Below are 16,889 nucleotides of genomic sequence, written 5' to 3'. Positions count from 1 at the left end.
TAATTCATTTAGAAGATCCAAAGGTACGCTTTTCCAAATTCTTTCGACCATAATTTTTCATTATGTTTACCACCAGCAATTACTACTTTTTTGGTCAAATGCATGCAAGTACATCTTTTATCGTTCACCAAGTCTACCATTTTGTCCATATCGGCTACTGTGGTTTCACCTTCGCTATCGCCACACATGAAATACAATTTAGTTTTGAGATTTTTGGTGTTTTCCGTCAAAGTATAAATGCTATTGTTAAACCAAAAAGAAGGTGAAAAAATAGCTGCTTTTCCAAATATTTTAGGATATTTTAAAATCGCGTAATAGGAAACGAGTCCGCCAAGTGAACTTCCTGCAATAGCGGTATTCATTTTACCTGTTTTCGTTCTGTAATTGGTGTCGATATGAGGTTTTAAGATAGTTACAATGAAATCCAAATAAGCATCGGCTTTTCCGCCACCATATTTTTCATTTGGATAAGGTGTAAGTTCATCCATTCGTTTTTCGTTGCCGTGTTCAATTCCTACAATGATGACTTCCGCTTTTAAACTATCTAAGGTTTCATCTACTCTCCATTCGCCTGCGAAAGCCGTTTTGTCATCAAACAAATTTTGCCCGTCGTGCATGTAAATTACGGGATATTTCTTTTCTGAAGTTTCATAATTGTGAGGTAAATATAACCAAATTTTCTTGGAAGTCTGTAATTGTGGCGCTTCAATTATAAAAGAAGTAACTTTGCTTTGCGACCATCCCGAAAGAAATGTTAATAAAAAAAAGAACAAAAATGGGAAATACTGCTTTTTCATTTTTATATTTGAATTCATCTAAGACATAAAAATACTATTTTGATGGACAGTTACCAAGAAAAAATAAGTTTATTACAGGAAATGATAGGTTTTGCCTTAATTGATGGTGAATTGCATGATAGAGAATACGATTTTTTAGAAATGGTAGCCATGGAATTAGAAATCGAGAAAACCGTTTTTCATAAGTTATTTGAAAATAGAGGGGAAGTTACCGTAATAAAAGATGAGTTTCACCGAATTTGTCAGTTTTATCGTTTGGCGTTATTGATGCATTGCGATGGCGTTTTACACGATGCTGAACAAATCAAAATCAATGAAATTGGAATTAATATGGGATTAAATCCGTATGCGATGAAACGTGTACTGAATTTAATGAAAAACTCCCCAAACCGAATGGTTGAGGGAGATGTTTTATTATCCGTTTTTACTGAGCAACATAATTAGTTTGCTGGAACTTCGTCGAAATTTACCATCCAATTGATGCCGAATTTATCGGTAAACATTCCGAAATAAGCTCCCCAGAATGTTTTTTCCATTGGCATAATAATGTTTCCGCCTGCAGAAAGTCCGTTGAACAATTTATCGGCTTCTTCTTTACTGTCTGTATTGATAGATACAGAGAAATTGTTTCCAAACGTAACATCGCCACTAAACGAAGTACTATCACTCGCCATTAAAATGGTTTCTTTACTAATAGGTAAACTTACATGCATAATGCGATTGCCTTCTTCCTCACTTGGTGGTGGACAATTTTCATCAGCTGGCATATCTTTAAATCTACCCATATAAGTAAATTCGCCTCCAAAAACCGATTTGTAAAAATTAAAAGCTTCTTCTGTATTACCATTAAAGGTAAGATATACATTTACTGTTGCCATACTTTATTGTTTTATGATTGATTACTTAAAAGTATAAATTTTTTTTAATATAGGTATTTTATCAAATAGAAATAAAAAAAAGAGTGAACTAGCACTCTCTTTTTTTAGTTATAAGTAATGCTAAAATTACCTTGGGAAATTGTCATGGTTTGGGAATTTCCTGTTGCTGTAAAATTAAAAGTTCCTACAATTGTGTTCCCTGTGTGAGAAGTAATGTTTATAGTTCCTCCTGTTGTTGTATAGTCAATATTAGAATTATTATTGAAACCAGCATCATAATTATTTCCATCAATTGAATGTGAACCAACGGTTGCATTTTCAGGAATCATGATGGAATAAATACCAAAATCAGCACCAATATTTGTATTGTATCCGTATACCACTATTTTATTAGCTTCGCTAACTTGCTGAATCATTAAATACTTACCATCATTGTTATCTGTATCCATATTGAAAACAGTACCGCTATTTAATTTTAATGACATACTTCCATTAGAATATAATTGTTGACTAATTACCCTAATATTGCTAAATGTACCATTGGTTATTGACATTTGTGTTGGAGAATCAAAGCCGATTAAGGTTCCACTAAAAGTTCCTGAAATTGTTCCATTGTTACTGTTGTATGAGTTGATTGTTAATGTGAATGTTCCACCCGTTTCATCAGAACTATATGAGTCTTCCATAGTGTTGTAACTTAAATTTCCATCTGCATCGAATCCATTATAAGTATAAGTTCCTACTGATAAGTTCTGTAAAGGAATATTAACAGCTAACGATGAAGAATTTGATGCAGTTCCTAAAATTTGAAGTACACTGCCATTAATTTCACCAAAATTAATAGATTGAACTGCAGCAACAGCCACATTAGAGCGCCAATTTTGACCATCGATAGTGGCAGTAATTGATCCCGTTAATGATGATTCATCAGAAGAATCGCTTGAACATGAAGTTAGGACTACGAAACATAGGATAAGAGAGATAATTTTTTTCATTTTTTTTATTTATATAATTAATCGATATAAAAGTAAAATATTAAGATTTATCTTGCAAATTTTATTTTAATTAAGCTCCAAATTGATTTTCGTTGGCTTTAATATAATCTACGATTAACGTTACAATATCTTCTTCAGTTTCGTCTTCGAAAAATAATTCGTCTAAGTCTTCCCAACCTGAAATGATGTTTTCATCTGCTTTTTCAATGAATGCTATTCTTTTTTCTACGTCAGGCGAATAGGTTTTTGCTGGAAATAAACCCAATGCTTTTGAGATTAATTCCGCCGTTTTAAATGCTTTAATTTCTTTGTATGATGTGATTACTTCTTCAGCAAAATCACCTGCTTCTGAACTAAAAAAGAATTGAAAACCACCTTCTCCCATAGCACCTTCAAATAAATCTACAAAAACGAATACTTTCTCTTCATCGGTTAACGATGAGAAATCTTCTGTTTCTTCTTTTTTTTGCCAAATGATTTCTCCAATAGCTTCAATGATTTTGATTTCGTCTTCTAATTTTAGAATGTTTTCAATTTTGCTCATATGTGTTTTTATTTAATTTTCTCTTGTAAAACTTTTATATCGTCACGCAATTTCGCTGCTTGCATGAAGTCTAATTCTTTAGCAGCTTTTTCCATCATTTTGCGTAAATCTCTAATTTTTTTCTCAATTTCAGGTTTACTCAAGTATAAACTTTCGGGTTCGGCCGCTTTTAGAGCTTCTTTTTCATAATAACCTGTAGAAACTGAATTACCACTTAATGCACTTCCTAAACTTTTATTCAAAGCTTTTGGCGCTAATCCGTTTTTGGTATTGTAATCGATTTGTTTTTGTCTTCTGTAATTGGTTTCGTCAATGGTTTTTTGCATTGAAGCAGTTATTTTATCCGCATACATAATTGCTTTTCCATTTACGTTACGAGCAGCACGACCTACAGTTTGTGTTAACGAACGATGACTACGTAAAAAACCTTCTTTATCGGCATCTAAAATTGCAACTAACGAAACTTCAGGTAAATCCAAGCCTTCACGAAGTAAATTCACACCAATTAACACATCAAAGATTCCTTTTCGTAAATCTTGCATGATTTCAACACGTTCCAAAGTATCCACATCGGAGTGAATATAGCGACAACGAATCGAAACTTTAGTTAAATATTTAGCCAATTCTTCTGCCATACGTTTGGTTAAAGTAGTAACTAAAACACGTTCATCTGCTTCACATCGCAATTGAATTTCTTCGATTAAGTCATCAATTTGGTTGGCACTTGGTCGAATTTCAATAATGGGGTCAAGTAAACCTGTTGGACGAATAACTTGTTCTACATAAACACCTTCAGTTTTCTGTAATTCGTAATCTGCAGGTGTTGCCGAAACATAAATAACCTGATTTTGTAAGGCTTCAAATTCTTCAAATTTTAGTGGGCGATTGTCCATAGCAGCAGGCAACCTGAAACCATATTCTACCAAGTTTTCTTTACGACTTCTATCGCCACCGTACATGGCATGAACTTGCGAAATCGTAACGTGACTTTCATCCACCACCATTAAATAATCATCAGGAAAATAATCTAATAAACAGAATGGTCTGGTTCCAGGTTCACGACCATCTAAATAACGAGAATAGTTTTCAATTCCAGAACAATAACCCAATTCGCGAATCATTTCTAAATCGAAATTCGTGCGTTCTTCCAAGCGTTTTGCTTCTAAATGTTTGCCAATTTCTTTAAAATAATCCACCTGTTTAATCAAATCTTGTTGGATAGCCCAAATAGCGTTTTGTAACACATCAGGCGAAGTCACAAACATATTCGCTGGATAAATTGTTAGTTTTTCGTATCGTTCTATCACTTTTGCAGTGGTTGGATCAAAAGCTTCAATTTCTTCAATTTCATCTCCAAAAAAGTGGATTCGGAAAGGTTCATCGCCATAACTTGGGAAGATTTCGACAATATCACCTTTGATTCTGAAATTTCCAGCGGCAAATTCGGCTTCCGTTCTCGAATATAAACTTTGTACTAATTGATGTAATAATTTGGTACGTGAAATTTGCTGACCCGCTTCTAAATTAATTACGTTTTTCTGAAACTCAACCGGATTTCCAATTCCATACAAACAAGAAACGGATGAAATTACAATAATATCTCTTCGACCCGAAAGTAGGGCGGAAGTTGTACTTAAACGCAGTTTTTCTAATTCATCATTAATCGATAAATCTTTCTCAATATAAGTTCCGGTAACGGGAATAAAAGCTTCAGGTTGGTAATAGTCGTAATACGAAACAAAATACTGTACCGAATTATTAGGGAAAAACTGCTTGAATTCGGAATATAATTGAGCTGCAAGTGTTTTATTATGCGCTAAAATAAGTGTTGGTCGTTGTACTTCTTGCACCACATTTGCCACGGTAAATGTTTTTCCAGAACCTGTAACACCTAATAATGTTTGGTATTTTTCACCATTTAAAATGCCTTTTGAAAGTTTTTCAATGGCTTGTGGTTGGTCACCAGTAGGTTTGTATTCAGATACGACTTGGAATTTCATTAAAGTACAAAGTGTAAAATGTAAGGTACAAAGTTACAAAGTTAATCCCAACATTCCATTAATAACAAATCGCCTTTTTCGTGAGTAATTGTCACTATTCCATCTTCGGAAACATGATTACTACTTCCTGTTTTATATCCAATGGTTAGTGAATGATTGGATAATGGATAAAAAAGATTAGAAGAATGAATTCCGGTAACTTCTCCTATTGGAATGAGTGAAATAGGAGTGTTTTTAGTATACCATTTTTCAAAGGTATTGGGTAATAAAAATATTTTAGAATGATCGTCAAGCAATACTATTTTCAATTGATTTCTGAATTTAACGATACTTGTAATGTTGGTAATTGTATGATCAGCACGTTTGCCAGTCGCCCAAATTACATTTACCGCTTTATGACCTTTTTCGATGAGGTAATCAAAGGCTTTTTCTAAATCAGTTTTATCTTGATTGGGTGTATGAACAATTTCTAACGGATATTGTTTTTCTAAATAATATTCTGGATTAAAACCTCGGTCAAAATCGCCCAATAAAACGTCGACTTTAATGTCTAATTCTAAAACACGTTCAATTGCTGAGTCTAAAACAATCACTAATGGTGACCATTCTAACAATTGCCCCATTAATTCTTCGCTACAGGATGCGCCATTAGCAATAATTAATGCAGGTTCTTGGTCGTCGCGAACAATATGGTGTGATGACATTTTTTAGATTTAATGCCGTAAATATATCGTTAAAAAAATCAAATACAAAAAACAAAATCAAGTACAATATCAATTTTGTACTTGAACTCGTTTTTATCTTTTAAAAACTATTGAACCAAATAACTAACCGTATCAATTTCACTCAAAAAGAAATAACCTAGCGGATAATTTGAGTTGTTTGTAATGTTACTAATATTTCCTCTAACGGTAGCTGGTGGTGTTGCAAATGGATTTCCAGAACCACTTCCGGCAATTGCAATTAATTTATTCATGTAGTTATAATAGCTTTTTGAAACGCCTTGAACGCTTAAATCTAACGTAATTCCAGGTTCCGTTTCACTACTACCATAAAAACCAAACATAACGTTTCCTTGAAAAAATTCGTCGCTTACCACACCAAATTCAGGAAATTGTTTGTTTGGATTTTTAACACCTAATAGATAATAATTTTCTTCAGCTCCATTATCTTGATAGAAATATTTAATTTGAATTTCGTCTTCACCACTAATTCCAACTACTGTTTCTTGTTGTACATTAATGATATCTGGAGTAGGATATAAAGCGCTAGATGCAGTATATATTTCTCCATCATATAGAATTTCTAATGTATAAACTTCGCCAATTACAGGTTGAAAGTTATTACAAACATAATCTCCCGTATTTGGAATTTCAATAAAATTGAAAACTACATTGGAACTATTTGTAACGGTAACGGTTGCACCATTAGCAGGAAGAATTTCATTGGTGTAAAAATCATTAGTCAAACTCAATTTTATGGTTTGACTTTCGCCAGTTGTTCCTTTCTCCCATTTGATGATGGCATCAATAACCAATTTTGGGTCTGAATTGTCTAATTCAATATCTACTACTTTTTCACAACTACTATTTAATAGCATTGTAACGAGTAAAACGGTATATAGGAAAATATTTTTCATAAAATTAAAATTTAAAATTATAGGAAACAGAAGGAACAATTCCGAAAATAGAAAGTTTTACGGCTTCATTTACACCAGTTTCTGAATTTTGTCTAAACGATATGGAAGCAGCATTAAAGCGGCTATAGATGTTGTAAATTCCAAAAACCCATTCTCCTTTAAATTTACGGTTTTCATATTTTTTAGGAGTCAGCGTTGCCGAAACATCCATACGGTGATAAGCTGGTAATCGGTCTTCGTTTCTAGAGTTATAACTTGGAACGGTTACACCTTGAAAAACATATTTTCCTGAAGGATAAGTTACAGGTTGACCTGATTGAAGTGTGAAATTAGCTCCAAAACTCCATTTTTTATTTAATTTATAGCTTCCAGTAACTGCTAAATTATGGGTTTTGTCATACGCAGAACGATACCAATCACCATTGTTGATTCCAATTTCAGTTGGTGTTCTTCCTGGAGTTTGTTGTTCTGAGCGAGATAAAGTATATGAAATCCATCCGTTTAATCTACCTTCATTTTTTTTAATCATCATTTCTAGACCATAGGAGCGCATTCTTCCGTTTAATAGAACTTGTTCTATTGCTTCGTTGGCAATTAAATCGGCACCATCAATATAATCGATTCGGTTTTGTACTTTTTTGTAGTAAGTTTCTAATTCTAAAGTGTAATCACCATCCTTAAAATTTTTAAAGTAACCAATAGCAACTTGGTCAGCCAGTTGAGGTTTAATGTAATTATCGCTTGGGGTCCAAACATCTAATGGAGTAGGTGATGCGGTATTTGAAACCAATTGCATGTATTGAACCATTCGGTTATAACCTGCTTTTATGGATTGATCTTTATCAATTTCATAGGATACCGTAAAACGAGGTTCAAAGTTGGAATAATCTGCTATTTTTTCATTCGAACCAAAATACCTTGTAGAAGTTGGAGTTGCTTTTTCGTAAATTTTCAACTCTTCATCATACAAAACGGGTTGATCGTTATCGTAATAGTTTACTGTAGAAGCTCCTACTCGGTAAAAAGAACTAAAGCGAACTCCTGCCATAATAGCAAGTTTATCAGTTAAATTATGTTCGAAATCGACATATAAAGCATTTTCAAAAGCATATTTTTTATCCAATTGACGGTAGTTAATTGAAGATTCCTCATTCAATGGTTTTATGGTACCGGGATTGATATCAAATTTGGTAACATTAGCTCCAAAATTGAACTTTGTTTTTTCAGTAGCGTAATATTTAAAATCGTATTTCAAATTGTAGTTTTGAATAGTAGATTCCCAATTAAACCCTATGAAATCTAAATCCAATCCGTAAAAATAATTGCTGTAAATAAGTGATAAGTTAGAAAATAATTTATCAGAAAATAAGTGATTCCAACGCACATTAAGTGTCGAATTTCCGTAAATATTTCGGAAGGATTCATTTAAATTAAAAATATCGCGTCCGAAATAACCCGATAAATATAAGTTGTTATTTTCGTTAACTTTATAATTCAATTTGGTGTTCAAATCATAAAAGTAAGCGGAGTTTTTATTATCGGTTAATTTCAAGAATAAATGGGCATACGAACCTCTTCCTGCAATAAGAAAAGAACCTTTGTCTTTTACAATTGGACCTTCTGCTAATAAGCGACTGGAAATCAATCCAATTCCACCATTCATGCTGAATTTATTGCTATTTCCGTCTTTTTGATACACATCTAAAACCGAAGAGGCTCTTCCTCCAAAACGGGCTGGAATTCCTCCTTTATATAGTTTTAAATCTTTAATAGCATCTGCATTAAAAACCGAAAATAAACCAAATACGTGTGATGTATTGTAAAGTGTCGCTTCATCTAAAAGTACTAAATTTTGATCGGCTCCACCACCACGAACATTAAAACCCGATTGGCCTTCTCCAGCATTTGTAACACCTGGTAAAAACAAAAGCGATTTAATAATATCAACTTCACCTAATAAAACTGGCATTTGTTTTATGGTGGTAATCGCTAATTTATTAACGCTCATTTCCGGTTTTTTGATATTGGTTTTATAAGCGTTTTCTGTAATGACAACTTCTTTAAGTTCTTGCTTACTTTCTTTTAGACTAAAGTTTTTCTTTACATTTTGATTGATTTCTAATTTTTCAGAAAAGGTTTCAAATCCAATATAGCTAACTTGAATTGTATAATTTCCTTTTGGTAAAGTAATGGAATAGAAGCCGTATTCATTTGTATATGCTCCAATATTTAATTCGGAAACATAAACGGAGACACCAATTAAAGTTTCATTATTATTGGCATCAGAAATAACACCACTTAGGGTTACTTTTTCTTGTCCAAATCCCAAAAGTGAAAAAAAGAATAAAATCCAATAAAGTTTTAGTTGTAGCCCCATTTTGGTATAAATTTTGTACTACAAATTTCACAAAAAAAATATGCAATAATTTAAAACAAATGTTAATTTGTAATCTAAAATCAATAATTGTTTTAATTTTACCACTTTCAATGCAGTTCAAATGAAAACCAAATTATTTGTTTTACTTTTTCTATTTCAATTTGTGTCGGTTTTGGCTCAAAAAGATTCTCCTTTTAAAACTTCAAAGCTGAAGTTAAATTGGGATGAACCTGCAAAAGTGGATACGGAATCAAATACTACAACGTTACCTTACAAAAGTATTTTTGATAAAGATGATAGCTACTTAAAGCGCTATTCAATATTGAATCAGAAAAAAGGGGAAGAAAGTGTCATGGTTCAAAAAAGTGAATTTAAGAATCCTGGAGATGAAGTAAAGGATAAATTAAATAAAGAATCGCAACAAGGAAGCTGGGAAAATGTTTTCTTTGGAAAGTTTAAAGTCAATACACATGTCATAAAAATCAAGACTAGAGACTACATGGATCCAGATGGAGATAAGGTTAGAATTCTTTTAAATGAAGTTACAGTCTTTAATGTAATTTATTTAGATTCTGATTTTAAAACGAGTTTGATTGAATTGAGAGAAGGAGATAATAATATTGATATTGTGGCGCTAAATCAAGGATTAGCAGGTCCTAACACAGCTACTTTTGCCATTTATGATGAAAATGATAATTTAATAACTACAAATGATTGGAATTTGAATACTGGAGTAGCAGCTAAATTTGTTATTGAATACGTCAAGCCAATAGATAAGAAATAAAAAAAGCGACTTAATTTTAAGTCGCTTTTTTTATTGAGTTTAAAAATCTTAGTTCAATTTAGCTAAGATAGTATTTAATGTTTCACTTGGACGCATTGCTTTCTCAGTTAATTCAAAACTTGGATGATAATAACCACCAATTTTTTGTTCTTTACCTTGAGCTGCAATTAATTCTGCATCGATTTTTGCTTCATTTGCTGTCATTGCTTCTGCAATAGGAGCGAATGTTGATTTTAATTCCGAATCTTTAGTTTGGTTTGCTAAAGCTTGTGCCCAATAGAAAGCTAAATAGAAATGCGAACCTCTGTTATCAATTCCACCTACTTTTCTGGCTGGCGATTTGTCTTCTGCTAAGAATTTTGCATTTGCTTCATCTAAAGTATCTGCTAAAACTTGAGCTTTAGTATTGTTTTGTGTTTGTGCTAAATGCTCTAAAGAAGCTTGTAATGCTAAGAATTCACCTAATGAATCCCAACGTAAATACCCTTCTTCAATAAATTGTTCAACGTGTTTTGGAGCAGAACCACCGGCACCAGTTTCGAACAATCCACCACCGTTCATTAATGGAACGATTGATAGCATTTTAGCCGAAGTTCCTAATTCTAAAATTGGGAATAAATCCGTTAAGTAATCACGCAATACGTTTCCAGAAACTGAAATTACATCTTTTCCTTGACGGATGATTCTTAAGGTTTCTTTCATAGCATCTTTTACATCCATAATGCGAATGTCTAAGCCTGTTGTATTGTAATCTTTTAAGTATTTCTCTACTTTTTTGATGATTTCTCTATCGTGCGCTCTGCCTTTATCTAACCAGAAAATAGCCGGAGTATCAGATAATCTTGCACGGTTAACTGCTAATTTTACCCAATCTTGAATAGGAGCATCTTTTACTTGACACATTCTGAAAATATCACCTGCTTCTACTTTTTGAGATAATAAAATGTTTCCGTTTTCATCTTCCACATTAACAGTTCCGTTTTCTTTTAGTTGGAAAGTTTTATCGTGAGAACCATATTCTTCTGCTTTTTGAGCCATTAATCCAACATTCGGAACAGAACCAATTGTCTTAGGATCTAAAGCACCATTTTCTTTCATTTCTTCAATACAAGCCGAATAGAAACCAGCATAAGCACGGTCTGGAATAATTGCGATAGTGTCTTCTTCTTTTCCTTCTGCATTCCACATTTTTCCTCCACTACGTGCTAAAGCAGCCATTGAAGCATCTACAATTACGTCAGAAGAAACGTGGAAATTCGTAATTCCCTTTTCTGAGTTTACCATAGCTACACGTGGTCCGTTAGCTAAAGCATCAGCAATAGCTTGTTTGATTTCTGCTTCTTGAGGAATTCCTGCAATTTTGTTGTATAAATCTTGTAATCCGTTATTTGGATTAATATCTAATGATTTGAATAAATCAGCATATTTTGTAAACACATCAGCAAAGAAAGTTTCAACGATAGCTCCAAAAATAATTGGATCCGAAACTTTCATCATGGTTGCTTTTAAATGCGCAGAAAGCATTACGTTTTTCGCTTTAGCATCCGCAATCGTAGCTTTAGCGAATTGTTTTAAAGCATTTAAGTTCATAACCGAACTATCAATAACTTCTCCCGCTTTTAAATTTGAGAAATCTTTTAAAACGGTAGTTGCTCCATTATCTGAATTGAAAACGATTCTGAATTTTCCGTCTTTTTCAACGGTTGTAGAATTTTCTGTTCCGTAGAAATCTCCCGAATTCATGTGTGCTACTTCGGTTTTGCTATCAGCAGCCCAAGTTCCCATGCGGTGAGGATTAGCCTTAGCGTAGTTTTTAACTGCTTTTGGCGCTCTTCTGTCCGAGTTTCCTTCACGTAATACAGGATTTACAGCCGAACCTAAAACTTTAGCATATTTTGCTTTGATTTCTTTTTCAGTATCGTTTTGAGGCTCTTCAGGATAGCTAGGAATATTGAAACCTTGTGATTGTAATTCAGCAATCGCTTCTTTTAATTGAATTACCGAAGCCGAAATGTTGGGTAATTTAATAATGTTAGCTTCTGGAGTATTAGCTAATTGTCCTAATTCGGTAAGCGCGTCGCCTACTTTTTGATTTTCTTTTAAGAATTCTGGAAAGTTAGCTAAAATTCTTCCTGCTAAAGAAATATCTCTAGTTTCGATAGCAATATCAGCAGGTTTTGTGAAGGCTTTTACAATAGGTAAAAACGAATGTGTTGCCAACATTGGCGCCTCATCCGTAATGGTATACATTATTTTAGATTGATTGGACATGAATGTTATGTGTTTGTTTTGAATATAATTTGTAAAATCTGCCAAATATAGAAAATTTGAGAGAAATAATGGAGCGATTTCGCTTAAAACTTGAATAAAATTCAATAAAAAAAGCCACAACAATGTTGCGGCTTTTTATGCTTGAGAAAGTACAAATTAGTTTTTGTATCTTCTTTCTTTGATTTTTGCTTTTTTACCAGTAAGATCTCTAAAGTAGAAGATACGAGCTCTACGTACTTTACCTCTTTGGTTAACTTCAATTTTTTGTAAAGCTGGCATGTTAACTGGGAAGATACGCTCAACACCAACAGCACCAGACATTTTACGAATTGTAAAAGTTTCAGTAGCTCCAGCACCTCTTCTTTGGATTACAACTCCTTTGAAGAACTGAGTTCTAGTTTTTTCACCCTCTTTAATTTCGTAGTACACAGTGATTGTATCACCAGCACCAAACTCAGGGAAATCATTTTTTGCAACTAATTCGTTATTTACGAAATCAACTAAATTTGACATAGTTTTAATTATAAATGTTTGATTCAAAGCAACATACACGTCTATCGCCAGAGGTTGGTTCAAAGTGGGTGCAAAATTAAGTTTTTTTATTTAAAATCCAAAACTTTTCAACTCTTTTTAATTGTAAAGTACCTTGTTTCGGAAGGAATTTAAAAAAGTATCTATAAAAGTTGTTATTATAGTATCTATTTTGGAAGGCTTTTTTAATTCAAATGGATTTATTTCGGGATGCTTACTTAAAAATTCAGGATCCACTATACTATAACCCATTTTCCATTCTGAAAAGTTACGTTGTTTTACAGATTCGTTTGTAATTAGAATAATGTTTCGATGTCGGGTATCATTCTGAATTTTGTTGTAAGTGTTTTCAACTGCTTCTCTTTCTCCTTCTAGAATTTGCATAAAATTACCATCAGAATAAAGTAGTAAGCCTGTTATTCCGTTCTTTTGATTGTTTTCTCTTGAAATTTTCAACAAATCATTAATCTCCTCATCGGAGAATATTTTAACTCCGGAACTTAAATAAATGATACGATTCATTTTTTCAGAAATTAGTACACTAAATTTAAGAAAAAAATCAAAACAAAAAAACTAATCTTCTAACAAATCGGGTCTTCTGTTTTTGGTGTGTTCGTACGCCATTTCTTCACGCCATTTTTCAATTTTTCCGAAATTCCCACTCAATAATACTTCGGGAACTTTCAATCCTTTGTATTCGGCAGGTCTTGTGTAAATAGGAGGTGATAACAAATTGTCTTGAAAACTATCCGTCAAAGCAGAAGTTTCATCACTCAAAACACCTGGAATCAATCGTATAATCGCATCACAAAATACAATAGCACCAATTTCGCCACCGCTCAATACATAATCACCAATCGAAATTTCTCGTGTAATGTGCATATCGCGAACACGTTGATCAACTCCTTTATAATGTCCGCACAAAATCATGATGTTTTCATACATCGAAATGGAATTGGCCATTTTTTGATTCAGCGTTTCTCCATCTGGCGTCATGTAGATGATTTCGTCGTAGGTTCTTTCGCTTTTTAGTTTCGAAATACAATCGTCGATTGGTTGCACCATCATTACCATGCCAGCGCCACCACCAAATTGATAATCGTCTACACTTCTTTGTTTATTTGTAGTGTAATCTCTTAAGTTATGAAAATGGACTTCGACCAATCCTTTCTGAATGGCGCGTTTCATGATGGAAGCCTCAAACGGACTTCGCATTAATTCGGGTAAAACGGTAATAATATCAATTCGCATGCTGCAAAGATAGGAGTTTATTTTTTAGTTGCCGAAAGCGAATACACCATTGGAATTTTGTTTTCCAAGTGCTTGATTCGGAATTTATTTGGTTCAAATTCTTCGGTTTGATTGAAACAATTGTAAGGAGAATAATCGAATTCGTTAAAACAATTAATTACCAATCCATTTTGAATCAAAGCGTTTAAGACTTCTGAAATTGGATGATTCCAAGTGATGGTTTTTGCATTTAGAGGTGCTTCTTTATCAGCGTAAGTTCCAGATTCTTCTTCTAAAATAGGTTCGACATTGAAATAATTATAGAAAACATCTTTAAAATCATTGTCAAACATCCAAACTACTGGGTGAAATTCAGCAAAGACAAATTTTCCATCCGGTTTTAAGAAATGCGAAATTATTTTTGCCCATTTGTCTAAATCGGGAAACCAACCAATTGTGCCATAACTGGTGAAAACAATATCGAATTTTTCGTCCAAATGATTCGGTAAATCATAAATATCACAACAAATGAAAGTCGCGTCTAAATTCAATTTATTGTTGATTTCTTTCGCTTTTTCAATTGCCTTGTCGGATAAATCGATTCCAGTTGCTTTAGCTCCCATTCTTGCTAAAGTCATGGTGTCTTGACCAAAATGACATTGTAAATGCAAAACTCTTTTTCCAGAAACATCGCCAAGTAAATCCAATTCAATCGAATTTAATGTAGATTTTCCTTTCAGAAAACCTTCCATGTCATAAAAATCCGAGTTCACGTGAACTTCTACTTTGTTGTTCCAAGTTTGTTTATTGATATTTAAGTAATCATTAGCTTGCATACGAATCGTTATTTGTTTATCGAAGCTTCAAATGGACTTCGTATTAATTTGGGTAAAAAATCATAGTATCGATTCTTATAATCGATTTTGAAGCATTAAAGATAAGAAGAATAGTGGTTTAAAAACAAAAAAAGCGATGTTTTACAGAAGTAACATCGCTTTTAGATTAGATTTTATTGATTTTATGGATTTGTAGACCACAAAGAAGCATTTTTCAATAAAGCTCTTCTTGGAAGTTGTAATGCACAAACGATTAGTTCAGCAAAATCTTCAGGTTGTAATACGGTTTCTGTGGTGTCTTTGCTTGCAATTCCTAATTGAATCGACATATCAGAAGCAATGGTGCTTGGTGTTAACGTACAAACTCTGATGTTGTTCTTTCTTACTTCTTTCATTAACGATTCTGACATTCCGATTACAGCGAATTTTGATGCAGAATATGCAGAAGTATTTGGGTTTCCGGTTAATCCAGCAGTAGACGAAACGTTGAAAATATCTCCTTGATTGTTAGCAATTAAATAAGGTAACACTTCTTTAGTTACGTAGTACATTCCCATTACATTCGTTTGAATTATCGATTGCCATTGGTTCACATCCATTTCTAAAAAGCTTCCAAAAGCTGCAATTCCAGCATTGTTTACTAAAATATCGACTGTATTAAAAGTATTCATGATTTCTTGAATTCCTTTTTTTACTTCGTCATAATTTCCGATGTCAAAAGCCGCATACGTAGCGTTTACACCCAATGCTTTTAATTCGGCAACAGTTTCTTTTAAATTCGCTTCATTTCTTCCTGTTATGGCAACATCAATTCCTTGATTTGCAAATGCTATGGCTGTAGCTTTTCCTAAACCTCTACTACCGCCCGTTATGATGGCTTTTTTACCTTTTAAATTTTCCATTCTTTTTCATGATTTTAGACTACAAATTTACTACATAAAGATATTTTACTTGTTTTATATGATGTTAAAGATTGTTTAAATTCGTGAAGTGATAATGCTGTAGCATATCTTAATTGATAGGTTCGTAATATTTTTGTAGTTTTGCACTTTAATTTAATAAATAGAAAATGGAAAACGGAATATACGCTAAATTCAATACTTCAAGAGGTGTTATTTTAGTAAAATTAACGCACGATTTAACACCAGGAACGGTTGGGAATTTCGTAGGATTAGCAGAAGGACAATTAGAAAATTCAGCACGTCCAATGGGAAAACCTTATTACGACGGATTAAAATTTCACCGTGTAATTCCTGATTTTATGATTCAAGGTGGTTGTCCTCAAGGACAAGGAACGGGTGGTCCTGGTTATAACTTCGATGATGAGTTTCACCCAACTTTACGTCACGATGGACCTGGAGTTTTATCGATGGCTAATGCTGGACCCGGAACTAATGGTTCTCAATTCTTCATCACTCATATTGAAACCGCTTGGTTAGACGGAAAACACACTGTTTTTGGACATGTTGTTGAAGGTCAAGATGTAGTTGATGCTATTGCACAAGGCGATACAATTGATTCATTAGAAATTGTAAGAGTAGGAGAAGAGGCACAAAAATGGAATGCTATTGAAGCGTTCAGAACATTTGAAGGTTCAAGAGAAAAAAGAATTGCTGAGCAAAAAAAAATGGCAGAGGAAGCTTTGGAAAAATTAGCCGCTGGTTTTCAAAAGACTGAAAGTGGTTTACGTTACCAAATCATCCAAAAAGGAAATGGTAAACAAGCTGAAAAAGGTAAAAAAGTATCGGTTCACTACCAAGGAGCATTAGAAAACGGACAAGTTTTTGATTCTTCATACAAAAGAAAACAACCAATTGACTTCACTTTAGGAGTTGGACAAGTTATTGAAGGTTGGGACGAAGGTATTGCTTTATTAAAAGTAGGAGACAAAGCTCGTTTTGTAATTCCTTCTTATTTAGGATACGGTTCTAGAGGTGCTGGAGGAGTTATTCCACCAGACGCTACTTTGGTTTTTGATGTTGAATTGATGGATGTTAAATAATTAAG

General features: G+C 33.3%; 17 protein-coding genes. 3 read left to right on the top strand and 14 right to left on the bottom strand.

From position 1 onward, the window contains the following. Nucleotides 1-8: 8 nt before the first annotated feature. Nucleotides 9-797 carry an alpha/beta hydrolase gene (locus tag BP92_RS0105170; protein WP_026725074.1) on the bottom strand — a complete coding sequence of 263 codons (789 nt, stop codon included), beginning with the start codon at nucleotides 795-797 and terminating at the stop codon, nucleotides 9-11. Between the two features lie 42 nt (nucleotides 798-839). Between BP92_RS0105170 and BP92_RS0105165 the strand changes: the two genes are divergently transcribed. Next, nucleotides 840-1,241, top strand: a complete 402-nt coding sequence (locus tag BP92_RS0105165) for a hypothetical protein (protein WP_026725073.1) — start codon at nucleotides 840-842, stop codon at nucleotides 1,239-1,241. Here the strand turns inward: BP92_RS0105165 and BP92_RS0105160 are convergent. The 7 genes from BP92_RS0105160 to BP92_RS0105130 form a co-directional block, all read right to left on the bottom strand. Further along, nucleotides 1,238-1,675: a VOC family protein gene (locus tag BP92_RS0105160; protein WP_026725072.1), complete on the bottom strand. Its 438-nt coding sequence runs from the start codon at nucleotides 1,673-1,675 to the stop codon at nucleotides 1,238-1,240. The two genes, BP92_RS0105165 and BP92_RS0105160, sit on opposite strands and share 4 nt — an antisense overlap. 104 nt (nucleotides 1,676-1,779) lie before the next feature. Continuing rightward, nucleotides 1,780-2,670: a DUF6252 family protein gene (locus tag BP92_RS0105155; protein WP_026725071.1), complete on the bottom strand. Its 891-nt coding sequence runs from the start codon at nucleotides 2,668-2,670 to the stop codon at nucleotides 1,780-1,782. Between the two features lie 70 nt (nucleotides 2,671-2,740). Next, complete coding sequence (locus BP92_RS0105150) at nucleotides 2,741-3,214, bottom strand: DMP19 family protein (protein WP_026725070.1); 474 nt, start codon at nucleotides 3,212-3,214, stop codon at nucleotides 2,741-2,743. An 8-nt stretch (nucleotides 3,215-3,222) separates the two neighbouring features. After that, nucleotides 3,223-5,214 carry an excinuclease ABC subunit UvrB gene (gene uvrB / locus BP92_RS0105145; protein ID WP_026725069.1) on the bottom strand — a complete coding sequence of 664 codons (1,992 nt, stop codon included), beginning with the start codon at nucleotides 5,212-5,214 and terminating at the stop codon, nucleotides 3,223-3,225. A 41-nt stretch (nucleotides 5,215-5,255) separates the two neighbouring features. Next, nucleotides 5,256-5,918, bottom strand: coding sequence for a thiamine diphosphokinase (locus BP92_RS0105140; RefSeq protein ID WP_026725068.1), 663 nt, complete (start codon nucleotides 5,916-5,918; stop codon nucleotides 5,256-5,258). 107 nt (nucleotides 5,919-6,025) lie between these two features. Further along, nucleotides 6,026-6,853, bottom strand: coding sequence for a DUF4249 domain-containing protein (locus tag BP92_RS0105135; RefSeq protein ID WP_026725067.1), 828 nt, complete (start codon nucleotides 6,851-6,853; stop codon nucleotides 6,026-6,028). A gap of 4 nt (nucleotides 6,854-6,857) precedes the next feature. Next, nucleotides 6,858-9,230 (bottom strand): TonB-dependent receptor, encoded by a 2,373-nt coding sequence (locus BP92_RS0105130; protein WP_035692894.1) that lies wholly within the window; start codon nucleotides 9,228-9,230, stop codon nucleotides 6,858-6,860. A 121-nt stretch (nucleotides 9,231-9,351) separates the two neighbouring features. Here BP92_RS0105130 and BP92_RS16680 point away from each other — a divergent pair, with 121 nt between their 5' ends. After that, nucleotides 9,352-10,014, top strand: coding sequence for a hypothetical protein (locus tag BP92_RS16680; protein ID WP_051604398.1), 663 nt, complete (start codon nucleotides 9,352-9,354; stop codon nucleotides 10,012-10,014). A gap of 48 nt (nucleotides 10,015-10,062) precedes the next feature. Here BP92_RS16680 and BP92_RS0105120 read toward each other — a convergent pair whose 3' ends face one another. The 6 genes from BP92_RS0105120 to BP92_RS0105095 all read right to left on the bottom strand — a co-directional run bounded on the left by BP92_RS0105120 (nucleotide 10,063) and on the right by BP92_RS0105095 (nucleotide 15,784). Further along, nucleotides 10,063-12,285 (bottom strand): NADP-dependent isocitrate dehydrogenase, encoded by a 2,223-nt coding sequence (locus BP92_RS0105120; RefSeq protein ID WP_026725065.1) that lies wholly within the window; start codon nucleotides 12,283-12,285, stop codon nucleotides 10,063-10,065. 156 nt (nucleotides 12,286-12,441) lie between these two features. Further along, the gene (gene rplS, locus BP92_RS0105115; protein ID WP_026725064.1) at nucleotides 12,442-12,798 is read right to left on the bottom strand and encodes a 50S ribosomal protein L19; all 357 of its coding nucleotides are present in this window, start codon (nucleotides 12,796-12,798) and stop codon (nucleotides 12,442-12,444) included. Nucleotides 12,799-12,915: 117 nt separating this feature from the next. Next, nucleotides 12,916-13,338 (bottom strand): BLUF domain-containing protein, encoded by a 423-nt coding sequence (locus tag BP92_RS15820; RefSeq protein WP_051604397.1) that lies wholly within the window; start codon nucleotides 13,336-13,338, stop codon nucleotides 12,916-12,918. A gap of 51 nt (nucleotides 13,339-13,389) precedes the next feature. Continuing rightward, nucleotides 13,390-14,067: a tRNA (guanosine(37)-N1)-methyltransferase TrmD gene (trmD, locus tag BP92_RS0105105; RefSeq protein ID WP_026725063.1), complete on the bottom strand. Its 678-nt coding sequence runs from the start codon at nucleotides 14,065-14,067 to the stop codon at nucleotides 13,390-13,392. Nucleotides 14,068-14,084: 17 nt separating this feature from the next. Beyond that, on the bottom strand, nucleotides 14,085-14,882 hold the full coding sequence (locus tag BP92_RS0105100) for a class I SAM-dependent methyltransferase (RefSeq protein ID WP_026725062.1): 798 nt from the start codon (nucleotides 14,880-14,882) through the stop codon (nucleotides 14,085-14,087). Between the two features lie 182 nt (nucleotides 14,883-15,064). After that, nucleotides 15,065-15,784 (bottom strand): 3-ketoacyl-ACP reductase, encoded by a 720-nt coding sequence (locus tag BP92_RS0105095; RefSeq protein WP_026725061.1) that lies wholly within the window; start codon nucleotides 15,782-15,784, stop codon nucleotides 15,065-15,067. Nucleotides 15,785-15,951: 167 nt separating this feature from the next. On the opposite strand from BP92_RS0105095, the gene BP92_RS0105090 reads away from it, so the two are divergent. After that, nucleotides 15,952-16,884 (top strand): peptidylprolyl isomerase, encoded by a 933-nt coding sequence (locus BP92_RS0105090; RefSeq protein ID WP_026725060.1) that lies wholly within the window; start codon nucleotides 15,952-15,954, stop codon nucleotides 16,882-16,884. Nucleotides 16,885-16,889: the final 5 nt, after the last annotated feature.

It is taken from the genome of Flavobacterium sasangense DSM 21067, assembly GCF_000686885.1.
Taxonomy (GTDB): Bacteria; Bacteroidota; Bacteroidia; order Flavobacteriales; family Flavobacteriaceae; genus Flavobacterium; species Flavobacterium sasangense.
This window is presented reverse-complemented; position numbering and strand designations above follow the sequence as displayed.